12 protein-coding genes are annotated in these 14893 nt (G+C 40.6%); all 12 read right to left on the reverse strand.

The genetic code is table 11. The features are described from left to right. Positions 1–458 (reverse strand): methyltransferase family protein (locus tag A1QC_RS12590; protein ID WP_017026727.1); only part of this gene is annotated, 458 nt, incomplete at its 3' end. A gap of 1 nt (position 459) precedes the next feature. Then, on the reverse strand, positions 460–963 hold the full coding sequence (locus A1QC_RS12595; RefSeq protein WP_017026728.1) for an AAA family ATPase: 504 nt from the start codon (positions 961–963) through the stop codon (positions 460–462). A 124-nt stretch (positions 964–1087) separates the two neighbouring features. Beyond that, positions 1088–2290 carry an enoyl-ACP reductase FabV gene (fabV, locus tag A1QC_RS12600; protein ID WP_017026729.1) on the reverse strand — a complete coding sequence of 401 codons (1203 nt, stop codon included), beginning with the start codon at positions 2288–2290 and terminating at the stop codon, positions 1088–1090. Positions 2291–2548: 258 nt separating this feature from the next. Next, on the reverse strand, positions 2549–4849 hold the full coding sequence (locus tag A1QC_RS12605; RefSeq protein WP_017026730.1) for an acyl-CoA dehydrogenase: 2301 nt from the start codon (positions 4847–4849) through the stop codon (positions 2549–2551). A gap of 56 nt (positions 4850–4905) precedes the next feature. Next, entirely contained in the window at positions 4906–5535 is a 630-nt protein-coding gene (locus A1QC_RS12610; RefSeq protein WP_017026731.1) for a TetR/AcrR family transcriptional regulator, read from the reverse strand. Between the two features lie 411 nt (positions 5536–5946). Further along, positions 5947–7125: a Na+/H+ antiporter NhaA gene (nhaA, locus tag A1QC_RS12615; RefSeq protein WP_017026733.1), complete on the reverse strand. Its 1179-nt coding sequence runs from the start codon at positions 7123–7125 to the stop codon at positions 5947–5949. Positions 7126–7322: 197 nt separating this feature from the next. Beyond that, complete coding sequence (locus tag A1QC_RS12620) at positions 7323–8447, reverse strand: lipocalin-like domain-containing protein (protein WP_017026734.1); 1125 nt, start codon at positions 8445–8447, stop codon at positions 7323–7325. Next, complete coding sequence (locus A1QC_RS12625) at positions 8444–10897, reverse strand: FtsX-like permease family protein (RefSeq protein ID WP_017026735.1); 2454 nt, start codon at positions 10895–10897, stop codon at positions 8444–8446. The genes A1QC_RS12620 and A1QC_RS12625 overlap by 4 nt, the downstream gene beginning before the upstream one ends. Next, positions 10878–11549: an ABC transporter ATP-binding protein gene (locus A1QC_RS12630; RefSeq protein WP_017026736.1), complete on the reverse strand. Its 672-nt coding sequence runs from the start codon at positions 11547–11549 to the stop codon at positions 10878–10880. Before A1QC_RS12630 ends, A1QC_RS12625 begins: the two co-directional genes overlap by 20 nt. Positions 11550–11756: 207 nt before the next feature. After that, entirely contained in the window at positions 11757–12404 is a 648-nt protein-coding gene (locus A1QC_RS12635; protein ID WP_017026737.1) for a DUF2913 family protein, read from the reverse strand. A 69-nt stretch (positions 12405–12473) separates the two neighbouring features. After that, positions 12474–13676 (reverse strand): Bcr/CflA family multidrug efflux MFS transporter, encoded by a 1203-nt coding sequence (locus A1QC_RS12640; protein ID WP_017026738.1) that lies wholly within the window; start codon positions 13674–13676, stop codon positions 12474–12476. 183 nt (positions 13677–13859) lie between these two features. Then, entirely contained in the window at positions 13860–14558 is a 699-nt protein-coding gene (gene rsuA / locus A1QC_RS12645; RefSeq protein WP_026026034.1) for a 16S rRNA pseudouridine(516) synthase RsuA, read from the reverse strand. Positions 14559–14893: the final 335 nt, after the last annotated feature.

Consider the following 14893-nt stretch of genomic DNA (forward strand, 5'->3'; position numbering starts at 1 on the left):
CACCGACGTACTTTATGGCAGTAATCTTGATATTCTTGACCAAACTTGTCTTTAAGAAACCGTTCTTCCGGTTTAATTTGAAACTGCGAGATGTACAACACAAACCCTACGCAGACACCAATCGATAACCAATTGTTCATCCATACAGAAACTGCGACCAAGTTAAGTAGCATGCCTAGATACATCGGGTTGCGTGAAACCCGATAAACCCCAGTAATTACAAGCTTATTGGTCGCATGTTTTAAATCAGGATGAATGGTGGTTTCTGATTTAAAAAACAAATTCACGCCAGCAATCGCAAACATAAAACCGACGATCACTAAAGCTAAAATAACACTCCAGCCTAATTGCCCTAAGCCTAGACCTTCATTCGACACATAATATTCAAGCAAAAACATTACCATCACGGCAATAATGGCGACAATCGGTGGTTTTACCCTAAGTTCTAACCATTTCACCTCAGTTACCCTTATTCGATTTAATAACACGGATAGTAAAGCCCTCATGCGGGTTAGGCGGCTCAAAATATTGGCTAACGTGATAGAACATGGCTTCGGTATCGAATTTCGCGCGTTCTGGCTGCTCTATTCGTCTTTGTTCTATTTGCTGCAAACACACTGCATTATCCGCATCGATATAAATCAGTTCATGCTGGGCTTGAACGCTTTCTACCAGTTGTTTAAACCATTCTCGTTGTTGGTAAGTATTAGCAGGAAAATCCAGAACAACATCCGCACCCGATTTTAAGATCTGTTGCACATGTCGATAAATAAGCGGTTTTATTCTTGAAGCAAATCTCAAGTAATCTTCAAAACTTAAAATTAAATCAGGATAGAGTGTCGATAGCCATTCATCTTCACTAATATGCACACCATTAATGTCATTAGAAAGTTGAGTAGAATGCGTCGATTTTCCTGAACCCATTTTACCGGTATAGAAATAAAGTTTCCCTATTTGCGCCATGTCGTTCACCCCATCTGGCTACGTGTCATTCAAACATAAACCTTAAGTGCTTAACTCTCAACCTAAAATAAAAAAGACGCTCCGAAGAGCGCCTTATCTTTTATCTATTCAAGTTAGAGTTAAATTAAATATCTTGAACGTCGAAGTTGAGTTCAGTTGCCACATCTGCTTCGTAATCAACGCCATCAACACCAAAACCGAACAACTTCAAGAACTCTTCTTTATACTCAACGTAATCAGTCAGTTCTTTTAGGTTTTCAGTGGTGACTTGCGGCCATAAGTTACGGCAGTGCTGTTGAATATCTTCACGCAGTTCCCAGTCATCCAAACGTAGGCGATTTTTATCATCTACTTCTGGTACTGAACCATCTTCTTTATAAAGGCGCTGTGTAAACATGCGATGGATTTGCTCCATACAACCTTCATGTACACCTTCTTCACGCATTTTTTTGAAAACCATTGCGATATAAAGAGGCATAACAGGAATAGCAGAACTTGCTTGAGTCACAACACTTTTTAGCACAGCAACATTCGCTGTACCATTTAGGCTTGCAAGTTTCTCATTCAATGCTGTTGCGGCACGGTCTAAATCCATTTTCGCTTTACCAAGCGCGCCATCCCAGTAAATCGGCCATGTTAGCTCAGTACCGATGTAGCTGTAAGCAACGGTTTTACAACCTTCCGCTAAAACGCCCGCTTCAGAAAGCGCAGACATCCATAATTCCCAGTCTTCACCACCCATAACAGTAACAGTATCTTTGATCTCTTCTTCGGTAGCAGGCTCAACGCTTGCTTCAATGATGATATCTTTATTAGTGTCTACTGCTGTCGCTGTGTAAGTTTCACCAATTGGTTTCAATGATGAACGGATCACTTCGCCTGTTTCTGGCATTTTGCGCACTGGTGATGCTAATGAGTACACAACCATGTCCACTTGACCAAGATCGGCTTTGATTAAATCAATCGCTTTTTGCTTAGCTTCGTTTGAGAATGCATCGCCATTTAAGCTTTTAGAATACAAGCCTTCTTCTTTTGCCAACTTGTCGAAAGCCGCTGAGTTATACCAACCCGCTGTGCCAGTTTTTTTCTCTGTGCCTGGCTTTTCGAAAAACACACCAATGGTTGATGCGCCGCCGCCAAATGCTGCTGCAATACGAGATGACAAGCCATAGCCACTTGAAGAGCCAACAACTAATACACGTTTTGGTGCATTGGCGATTGGACCTTGCGCTTTGGTATAAGCAATTTGTTCTTTTACGTTTGCTTCACAACCCACTGGGTGAGTTGTTGTACAGATAAATCCACGGATTTTCGGTTTGATGATCATATTCAGCTTCCTTTAAAAAACCCCTGTAGGATAAAAGTTTATCCGAGGTTTCGCATCTTATTTCTGTCTTTTTTTAGAAGATAGGCCTGTGGTTAGACCTCTTACAGCCCTATCAAAATCAATACGCGGCCAATTGTAACACTGAAGAAAAGCCAATTAACAAGCTTCATTAGCCCATGCTTTATCAAGCTATGTAGATAAAACAAAAACGCCACAGTCATGAACTATGGCGTTTATTTAGGGTTATGCGCGCTTTAATTAAGCAGCGCTATCAAGCTTTTTTGTCGCTTTACCTGTTTTCGTTTTTTGACCATGAGTGCGAATTTCGCTTAAATCATGGCTGAAGTGATCCACTTGAATCGAACGGTAGCGAATCTTATCTGCAGCTAGAACTTGCTCCACTTCATCTTGAGTTAAGATGTTTTGTTCAAGAGCAGAATCTAAACGCTCTTGTAGAGTCGCTGATTTAACAATTTTACCATCTTTGATCGCTTTAATAATTTTGCGTTCAAGATGACGAATACCATACATTGCTATGAAAGCTCGTTCAATTAGACCAACATTATCGTCTTCTTTTTCACCAATATGACAAAGATGAGTTAAACGATCACGGTGCTCTCCCGGTGTCATTAAGCTTTCTGCCACTTTGGTTTTTTGCTTATCCGACGGTGCTTTAAAACGGTTACCGAATGGGAATACCAATAGTTTCAACATATTCGCAGCAATACGACTTGGAAGGTTACGATACGCTTCTGAAAGTGCATTAGCGGCTTCGCTCAAGCAATGGTTCATTGCGTAATGTACATAATCTAAATCCGCTTGTTGACGACCTTCATCTTCATAACGTTTTAGTACCGCAGAACCTAGGTATAAGTAACTTAATGCATCGCCTAAACGTGCAGATAGCATTTCTTTACGTTTTAGCTCACCACCCAACGTTAGCATGGCAAAGTCGGTTGTGACCGCGAGTGCTTTACTTAAGCGAGTCATATCGCGGTAGTATTGCTTGGTTGGGCCTGATGTATGCGATTTAGCAAAGCGAGAACCAGTTAACGCCATTGTAAATGCGCCTAGGCTGTTCTTAATTGCATAGCTCATGTGTTTAAACAACAAACCATCAAATGCTTTTGCGCCTGCTTTTTCATCTGGATTCGCAGCCGCTTCCATTTCTGGTAATACGAATGGATGACAGCGCGTCGCACCTTGACCAAAGATCATCAAGTTACGAGTCAGGATGTTTGCCCCTTCAACCGTAATCGCAACAGGAATTCCATAATAGTGGTGTGCCAAGTAGTTCATTGGACCTGTTTGAATCGCACGGCCAGAATGAATGTCCATTGAATCGTTCAAAATGGTACGAGCCATTTCTGTCATGTGGTATTTCGCAATCGCCGTCACAATCCCTGGTTTTTCACCTAGGTCAAGTGAGGTTGTTGTAAGCGTACGTGCCGCTTCTAGCATGTAAGTCATGCCACCAATTCGAGCCATTGCATCAGCAACGCCTTCAAACTTACCAATCGACATACCAAATTGCTTACGTACATAGCTGTATGCACCCGTCGTACGGCTAGTTAAGTGCCCTACCGCTGTGCCTAATGCTGGTAATGAGATGCCACGACCTGCTGATAAACATTCCACCAGCATACGCCAGCCTTTACCTGCATAATCTGCACCACCAATCAGCCAATCCATTGGGATAAAGATATCTTCGCCACGAGTTGGACCATTCATAAAGGCAAGACCAAGTGGATCGTGACGCTCACCAATTTCAACGCCTTCATGGTCAGCAGGAATTAGCGCACAAGTAATACCTAGGTTTTCTTTATCACCGAGTAAGTGATCTGGATCGTCAAGTTTAAATGCAAGACCTAATACCGTTGCAACAGGTGCAAGTGTAATATAACGCTTATTCCAGCTTAGGCGGATACCTAATACTTCTTCACCGTTATGCATACCTTTACACACAACACCTTTATCAGGAATGCCACCGGCATCTGAACCCGCTTCTGGGCCAGTTAGTGCGAAACATGGAATGTCAGTACCATCAGCTAAACGTGGTAGCCAGTAATCTTTTTGCTCTTGTGTACCGTAGTGAGAAAGAAGCTCACCTGGGCCTAATGAGTTCGGTACCATAATAGTGACTGCGGCACTCAAGCTACGAGTAGCAATTTTTGTCACGATAGTTGAGTTAGCGTGCGCCGAGAAATTTAAGCCACCGAACTCTTTACCAATGATCAATGCAAAGAATTTTTCACGACGAATGTATTCCCACACTTCTGGTGGTAAATCACGATCTTCTTGTACCACTTTGTAGTCATCTAGCATGTTCAACAACGTTTCAACTTGATTATCAAGGAAAGATTGCTCATCCGCTGTCAACTCTGGTTTCGGATACTGGTGCAACGTTTGCCAATCAGGTGAGCCTGAGAAAAGTTGGCCATCCCACCATACACTTCCCGCTTCCATCGCTTCGCGCTCTGTACTTGAAAGTGGTGGTAGAACTTGTTTGAACCATTTAAACGCTGGATCGCTAATCCATTTTTGTCGTAAAGAACTCATAATTTATTCCTTTTATCCGCGTTATTAATCTTTAAAATTATTATATTTGTTTAACCCTAAGCTTCAGCGGCAACGCCTGCTGCTAGGAAAGGGATAAGTTGTTGTATCACTGCATCTGAATCGACTTTTTTGCCATACGAGTTGAAAGCGATCTCTGCTAAGGCTTTACTCGAAGACATGGTAAAAACACAAGTACCTAAGGTAAAATGTAATCGCCAAAATAAGGTTTCTGGATCTAAAGCTGGGTTAGCTTTTTTAACTGAATCGGTAAATAGATTAAGGACACTGCTGTAACGTGTGGTAATAAACCAACGAAGATGCCCTTGTACATCACTATATCCGCGCCCTGTTAACAGCATGAATCGACTAGCACCATTAGGACGAACCTTATCGAGTGATAACAAAGGGAGCGTTAATGTATTAAACACGTCCGTCATTTGATAATCATCACGCTCATTTAATGTAATCAGCGTTTTCTCAAGTTCAGGCATAAAGGCTTCTAAATATCGATTTAATACTGCACGAACTAATGTTTTCTTATCACCAAAATGATAGTTCACAGACGCTAAGTTCACATTAGCTTTAGTGGTTATGGCGCGTAGTGAAGTATCGTTGAACCCATGTTCAGCGAATAAGGCTTCTGCCACATCCATAATCTTTGCTTTTGTTGTATTTTTAGCACTCATTTTAATCGCTCGTATTAAACACCTGTTTGAATCTTATTTGAGATACTCTTATCAAACAAGTGTTAGAGATCACAATTGCAGAAAATCGATAGCTATAAAAATAATTTAAAAATAAAAAACCATTAAAATCATATTGTTATTAATTAAAATAAATTTTTTATAAAAAAGTGGGAACTGAATGAAAAAAGGCCAGTCCTATTATACGTAGCAAGTGGAGAAGAGTTGAGTTCTAGGCCGTCAATGAACGACTCGTTTATTCCCTGATATTTCTACATCTAACTGTAATTTTTCATATGCAACTCCTATATTGTTTTATGCCCATTTCTCCTTTGATTTGGGCTTTTTTTTGTCTTCATTTTCATGGGCATAAAAAAGACCACCCGAAGGTGGCCTGATTAAAACATGATGATATTAATCTTTCATTTCAACATGAGCTTCTTTTGGAAGGAACCAATGCAATAATGCATACCCCAAAACAGCTGCTGTCGTTGAACCAATCAATATTCCCAATCGAGCATACGTATCAAACGCGGCATCCACATTGACAAAGGCTAAGGAAGAAATAAATATCGACATGGTAAAGCCAATGCCACACAACACCGAAACCGCAAAAATGTGCTTAAAGTTAATCCCTGTCGGTAACTGAGCTACGCCTAACTTCACTGAAATCCAGCTAAAGCTAAACACACCTAACGGTTTACCAATCAACAAACCTAACGCAATTCCCATTGGAACCGTAGACGCTAATCCATCCCATGACACACCATCTAAAGCAATACCCGCATTAGCAAAAGCGAAGATAGGTAAAATTAAGAAACTCACGTATGGGTGCAATGCATGCTCTAATGTTTTTAACGGTGATTTACCATCTTCCTTCCCTTCAACTTTCTCACCGTCAAGCGGGATAGCAAAACCAATCAAAACACCTGCTAATGTGGCATGAACACCAGACTTTAATACGCTGACCCACAAAATAAACCCAACGATCAAGTACCAATGTATTTTTGTCACGTTTTTCATGTTCATGATGAACAGAGCAGCAGTGGCAATGAAACCAACAGCAAGTGCAATGGTAGACAAATCGCTAGAATAAAATAAAGCAATGATTACGATAACACCTAGGTCATCAATAATCGCAAGCGCCAATAAGAAAACTTTAAGACTTACCGGTACCCGACTACCCAATAAAGCCATAATACCTAACGCAAAAGCAATGTCGGTAGCGGCAGGAATCGCCCATCCACTGACCGCAACAGGATCATTGGCATTAAAAGCTAAATAAACTAAAGCTGGCGCTAGCATTCCACCTAAAGCGGCAATGGCAGGAAATAAAGCCGTTTCTTTCGAGCGAAGTGCGCCGACTAACAGTTCTCGTTTAACTTCTAAACCAATCAATAAGAAAAAGACGGCCATCAAACCGTCATTGATCCAATGCGATGCCGACATACCTAAAATATTGGCGTGTAAAGCATCTTGATAAACACCGTTGAATGAGGAGTTGGCAATAAACATAGCAACAGCCGCCGCAATGACAAGCAGAATGCCGCTGGCTGATTCCATTTTGAAAAATTTAACAATTGTATCTCGCATAACCATTTCCCTTAGCTTAGCGTTCGACGCTAACAAAACATAGGTTGATGTTAACCAAGTCCGTTAAAGTATAAAAATCGATTGTTTAGTATCAATAGCTCGGTTTTTCCGATGAAAAAATAGCGAATCACAAATTTGTATGATAAATAAGCATACATCATCCATTAATAGCTAGACCAAATAAAAATCTTTTTTTATTAATAACCTGTTAATTGCATAAAGCCCACACCAGTTTGACTACCCGTCACCTTAATCGGGCCTTCCCATGAGGGGATCCAAAACGGGAGCCACATTTCTTGATTCGTCGATTGAGTGATTAAACTGATCTTATATTTAGGAATTTCAATGACCCAACGCAATAGCAACAATCTGCCGTTAGCAAGTTGATGCGTTTCCAGCGGATACAGACGAACATCATCACTATCAATGTTAATTACTGAACCATCTTTACCAGCCAAAGTGCCAGATATATACCGTATATCTTGAGGATTATGGTAATGGGTTAACGCTAACGAGCGACCATCAGCTAAATGAATACTGAAAGCATCCCATCGTAAAGTGCTATCTGATATTAAATGATTGCCCCATTCTTTATCTAACCATGCTTGCCCATGAACAGCGACTTCTTTGCCATTTAATATCAGCGATCCTTTCGCTTTAAGAAAAGGGGCGCTGTACGAGTAAGAAGCCGTGGTTAATAGATCATGGGTTTTCTTATAACCCTTGTCACCATTAAGAACAAATGGCCCATATGCAGCACTGGTTAAGTTAATGGCAAAGTCATCCGTCTTAACATGTAACCGACTAGGCATAGAAAAGTTATTGCTAGATTGCCAAATCCAGTCATCAATCCACATACGAAATGGATTCATCAAGACACCGGCTTGGCCAATACCGCCACGAGAAATACGCTGATCAGACCATGATTGATCGGGTGTCGAGATCGCTACCTGAGCGGTATAAATTTGTGAGTTTTTCCAACCGACACCAAGGTGATCGCCATTGGCAATCCGATACATTGTCCATTGCACACCATATTCTTTACCGTCTTCCCCTTTCAAGTTGGCTTTATAATGCCAAGTCTCATTATGAAAACTCGGGTGCTCATTAAAATCTTTACCAACTTTAATCGCCGTATCTGGTAGTACTGGTTCGTAAATGGCTTGTTTATCGCTATTTTTGACCGTTTCAATCGACTTAATACCTAACTCTTGAGCCACAATACGCTTGGCCCAATATGGCATAGAGACCCCTATAATCATCACAATAACAATGCCGAACAATAAAAATTTTAGTGTCCATTGTTTAGTCGGTGAAATCACAGTGAATCCCTTAATAACTTCATTGGTGTTGTCTTAACCATCAACCACACTGGCCATGCACCCGCAATAAATAAAGTCAAAAGTGACCATCCAAAGGTAAAAAAATATTGTTCAGGTAATAATTCAATCGGAATGGTCCAACCAAATGCATTTTTCAGTACGACATCAACCATTAACTGCGCCAAAATAATGCCTAAAGGCAAAGCAATAATGGCAGTAAATAAACCGATAACAAATAGTTGTAATGCACCAAGAAGCACTAATTCTTTGCCTGAAATACCAAAACAACGCAACAATGCCGCTTGCTTTTGTCGCGCAACCTCACCTGCTACTGTCGACACAAATAAGCCAAAGACCGCAATAAATAATGTGATCATTCCGAGTGTATCGGCCACCTTAAAGGTTTGGTCAAATGCAATCATTGCCTGAGTATGCATGGCACTATTGTTGTAAATTCTATCTTGAGACAAGCTGAATATATCTTGTACTCGCCCAATCAACTTTTGTGGATCTTCGTCATGTTTTAAACGCACCCCTAATGCGACATCACCCGTTCCGCGGAAAAAATCCGTCCACTTATTTTGTGAAATAATCACTTGATTGTAAGGGTTACCATAATCGTAATACACGCCAAGCACTTGCCAATTGTGGCCTAATGGCTCAGGCAAAATAATATGGTCACCTGGGTGTAAATTCTGTTTCAACGCCATCGACTCACTGATCATGACGCCCTTATCGTGATGTAACTTATACCAAAACTGTGGGACGGCAAGTTTCACTGTCAGGGCTTGACGTTCAGCATCCGAGTCACCAGAGCTCACCACTTGAAGCATGCCATTATCAGCTTTAAGGGATTTCTCCCAACGCCACCAAACACTTTCAACGTCATCTTGACTTTGTAACCAGCCACCAATTCTAACCGCAGAAGAGTTTGTTGGGGTGATGTACAAATCGGCAGAAAGACGCTGTAGCAGCCATTGATCCGTCGTATGGCGGAAGCTACCCACCATGGTTTCAACTCCAATATTTGTCGCCAACGCCAACATGAATGCCATAGCGGCAACACCGCGATAACTCATACTGGCGGCTATATCAGAAAAAAACCAACGTACTTTTACCCACGGCAATGTAAACGAAAAACTGGTAAAGAGACGCCACAAGAAATACGGCATGATCAATCCAACACTCACCAACAATAATGCAATAAGAGTAAAACCTTCTTCTTGGCTTGATGGTGCTTGATATAACGCAACCGCTGCCACAATACAGATACACGCCATTAACGCTTGTAACGTAAACTCACGACCTGCAAAACGAATTAACGATAAACGGGAAGCGAGACGAATCGGCTGGGTTCTCACCAACCTAACTAATGGCCAAAAACAGGCAAGTAAACACCCTAAGGTGGCCATTAATAAGCTGTACTGGCCCCACTCCCATTTCCATTCAATGGAAAGCCCAACATCCGCATTATATAAATCACTTAAACTGGCAGAGACGGAAGGCATTAAACGATTAGCAAGCGCTAACCCTAAAACGGTTCCACTGATCCAGCCAATTAAAATCCAACCGACAATTTCAAGTATCAGTGCTTTAGTCAATTGCCAACCAGAAACACCCGTTAATCGTAAAATACCCACCAATGGCTGCCTTTGAGTAAAAGACAATGACATCGCTTGGTAGAAAATAAATAAGCCAACGAGGAAGGACAGCATTCCCATCGCGGTTAAGTTCATGTGAAACGCTTTGGTCAACGAACCTAATTCAACACGAGAGTTACGATGTAAAGAAATGCCATTCGGTAAAAACGCGCGTAAACTTTCTAATTTATCGGCGGACATTTCAGAACAGGCAATCATATCAAAACCAGAGCTGCGATTTAATTGCCTTAATAAAGACATATCCGCAACCAAGCGTGAACCTGTAATTCGACCACGGGCATCAATTTTAATTGGCCCGAGTAACTGCCCAGCCCCAAGCGGAATGTAATCCCCATTATCCACATTTAAGTAACTTGAGAGCTGTTTACTGATCATAATCGGGTAAGGAGGACGCATCAATTCAAGCATATCCGCACTGTTTAAGTTCTTTTCTGCACGAAAAGACATCATCGCAATAGGATCGAACCCAACAATATTAAGCTGAGTGCCATTTTTAGTGACAACTCGGTAAGTATCAAACGGTGCACATTGTTCAAAACCACTACGACGCAGTTGAACATAAAAACCTTGTGGGATCTTATTTCCGGCGAGTTTAGGTTGAATACGGTAAGGGAGTGGATTTGAAAATAGTTTTTCACCTTGTGCATAGCTTTGCTTGGCATGGTAATTAACCGCAAGAACGCCCACAAGAAGAGAGATGCCTAAGGTTAAACCTAGCCATACTAAAAGGATTTGAAAAGGGTGGCGACGGTAGTGACCGAGTAGAGCTTTAGCTACGGGCCAATACATTTAAGACTCCCCCTTGTAATTTCACACAACCATCTAAGTGATTCGCTACTCGCTCACTATGAGTCACTAACAACAGAGTACAGTCCATTTTGCTTGATAAACTTGTAAGTAAACGCATTACCGCTTCTGCATTTTTCTCATCTAAGCTTCCTGTCGGTTCATCTGCCAATAACAGTGAAGGCTCCATATATAAAGCACGAGCAATAGCAGCACGCTGTTGTTGCCCACCGGACACCTCTTCAGGATAACGTCCTAATAAAGGCATTAGATCAAGAGATGAGAGAATTTGACGCCAAAGGTTCGCGTCTTCCGGTAAACCTTTTAATTGGCGACAAAAACGAATATTGTCAGCAATATTTAACGTGGTAAGAAGATTGAATTGTTGAAAAATAAGACCAATGTTATTTCTACGAAAGGCAGTTCTTTGTCGTTCTGGGGCATTATGCATTGGGAAATCTGAACACAGTATCTCACCAGAATCACAAGTATCTAACCCTGCAATCATATTCAATAACGTACTTTTTCCAGAACCACTCTCCCCCATTAACGCTAATTGTGCACCACGTTGTAATGATAACTCAGCACCTTGTAAAACAGGGCTAAAAACGCCACCGTCGACATAACCTTTACAAAGATTTTTAAGATATAACATTAAACTCTCACACGTTAACCAGAAAGAAGAATCGAAATTTACACTAATTGACTACGAGTAGAAAGCCATTCGATGTACAAAATAGCATTCTCATCGTCAAATAGTATTTATGGCTAAATATCTTAATTTTCAAAACATTTAGTAAAAAACAGGTCTAATGAAAACATATAAATGGTGTTTATACCCATGATCTATATCAGCTAAACTCTATTCAATGTTAAATGGAATTTCTGCTAATTTTTTACCGTGATTATTAGGATAAATTCGATATTCACCATGGTATTTCACAATCGATTTGTAATCGGTTTGCTTATGCAATAAAAAGCCGTTTTTCGTCGCTTCTTCTACAAAAGCCACATGGTTGCCACGGACATAAAAACTCATTGGTTTGACTAAGTCTGTACCGTCAAAGCAATCATCACATTGCTTGGCACAAAGTACAAAAGAATTTGGTTGATCGGCAAATATTTGCGTCTTTTCTGTCAATTCAAACTCATTAACCACTTCCCAACCTAAGTTTTCCATGTGATCCATGAAAGCTTCAATATCAGAATCTAATACTGGGGCATGTTCTTCGCCAATGGGTACTATACGTTGGTAAACCGATGAAATTCGCTCAAACGTTCCAAGTAAATCACTGCCTGCACCTTTGCTTCGGCTGGCTTTTTGCCAACGGATCAAATCATCTTTAACACAAGCATCATAGCACTGGCTTTTAATACTTTTGGTTACCCAACGCGCCAGAAAATGTGTATTCGTAATGGGAGTGTTCGCCAATTTACTAGCACTATGCTGTTGTTTTAAATCGGATAAAGCATTATTGACCACATTTTGAATTTCTACTGAATATTGCATTTTTAAATTCTCTAAACCAAATCTTGATTGGTGTATTATTTTATTCAACCTGAATAATGTTGTGTTTTGTTATGCTTTACGACTCAGAAAATAATAAGCACTCACTGAAAGTACGGAACATATAAACATTGCCATCACCATAGGCCAAACGTAACCACTTGGCAGAAAAGCAATGATTGCACTAATGACTGCACCAGTACCAAAACGTAGTGTCCCTGCGAGTGACGATGCTGTTCCGGCCATTTTCGGATAACTGCTTAATAATAACCCCATTGAGTTACTACCAATAATTGAAATTGTCCCGACAAACAAAATAACACTTGGGACGATTGCCCATAAACCAAAACCGCACAACCAACTCACTAATAAAGCCACACCAGCAAGCGTTTGACACCCGAGCCCAAAGCGTAACATCCAATGCGAGCCCATTTTACGCACTGCTCGACCATTGAAACTGGTCATTAACACCATACCAACCACATTTAGCGCAAACAAGTAGCCAAAATGATCAGGGCGCACACCGTAAATGTCGATATAAACAAATGAACCTGCGGTTATAAAAGCAAACATACCTGCAAACGAAAATGCACCACAAAAAATCAAGCCAAATGCGACAGGGTTAGTAAATAACTTGTAATAGTTTTTCATCGTAGTGCGAAAACGTAAAGGTTGCTTATTCTCGGCTGAAAGCGTCTCAGGGATCTTAAACATCACCGCAATCAATACCACAACAGACACCAAAGCTAACGCAGTAAAAATAGAACGCCATCCAAACCATACGGCTAAATGCCCACCTACAAGAGGTGCCATTAATGGTGAAATGGTAATGACTAACGTAATAAAGGACATCGCACGAGCAAAATCCTCTTTATCAAACATGTCTCGAACTATCGCTTGCACAATCACTGCCGCCGCTGCGCCTGCAAAACCTTGAGCAAATCGCATATATAGTAACGCTTCAATGCTTGATGTTGTCGCACAGACAACCGACGTTATCGCAAAGAAAATAATCCCGATCATCAATACTGGTCGACGACCATAGCTATCAGAGAGAGGACCATGCAATAACTGACCAATCGCAAAGCCTGCGGTATAAGCCGTCAAGGTTCCCTGAACAACGCCACTATTCACCATGAAATCTTTGGCAATCGTTGGCATCGCAGGCAGGTACATATCAATTGCGAATGGGGTTAAGAGTCCTATCGAGCCTAGAATCAAATATAAGAAAAAATGGTTATTTGAATCGGACGAAGAAGTTTTGCTGTGTGGCATAACGTTACCTTTATTCAAGATCTATAAGTGCCGATAAAAAGCACGATCAAGTGAACAATTGTAATCACAATAGGCTGTTTTACTAAAGTGTAGATAAAAGGCGTTTAAACAGACCTAAACGAATAGCTGACAGATAAATCACGCCTCCCACATTCAATGAGATGGCGTGTTCACTATGAAAGATTAACTAATAGATGCAATTTCTTCAGCCGTTAACCGACGGTACGTGCCAGGTTCCAGATCATTATCTAAAACAATCGTTCCTATCGACTCACGGTGCAAACGTTCAACTTTATTACCCAATGCTGCAAACATGCGCTTAACTTGATGATACTTACCTTCAGAGATAGTCAACAATAATTCATTTTGTGACGCATCAATCACTTCCATTTTAGCGGGAAGCGTTAACTCCTTTTCACTGCGTAATTGAATACCAGAGGTTAATTGTTCGATGTAGTCATCCCCTATCGCATCTTCTAACCATACGCGGTAAGTCTTTTCACATTTATGCTTAGGTGATGTGATTTTATGAGACCACTGACCATCATCAGTAATTAACACTAAGCCAGTCGTGTCGACATCTAAGCGGCCAGCAAAATGTAATTTATCCATCTTAATTTCATCTAACAAGACAAATGCGGTTGGATTACTGCTGTCTTCATGTGAACAAACAAAACCATCTGGCTTATGAAGCATAAAATATCGTGGGCCAGGCATCGGTAAACGGCGTTCTTGCCATACCACTTGAGATGCTTCCGTTACCTGAACAGAAGCGACTTTAATGACTTTATCATCAACTGTAACTTCGCCACGGCGTAATAAAATGGTTGCTTCACGGCGTGTCACACCTAATGTTTCACATAAAAATTTGTCTAAACGCATGCTTACCTCAATGAATACCTGATTTTCAAATGGTTGCAACTCAAAAGACACCGCTTCAATGTCTTCTTACTCGCTCCAATGAGCGAGTTAAACCGGATCAGGCTGTATATAAGTCATCATTATAATAGCCTTTGCGATAATAGTTGAGCTATTTCACATTTTTCAGTAATAAAAATAAAATTAAAGCTTTGTTAAGGCTTAATTTCATCCAAATAAAAAAATATATATCTATATCAATAAATAACCAAAACGAATGATTTGGTCGTTTTTTATACTTTATTATTAATTTGTCACAATTTAAACGAGCATATTTTCCGTATCTTTAAGTAAAGAAA

Source organism: Vibrio rumoiensis 1S-45, assembly GCF_000286955.2.
Taxonomy (GTDB): domain Bacteria; phylum Pseudomonadota; class Gammaproteobacteria; order Enterobacterales; family Vibrionaceae; genus Vibrio; species Vibrio rumoiensis_A.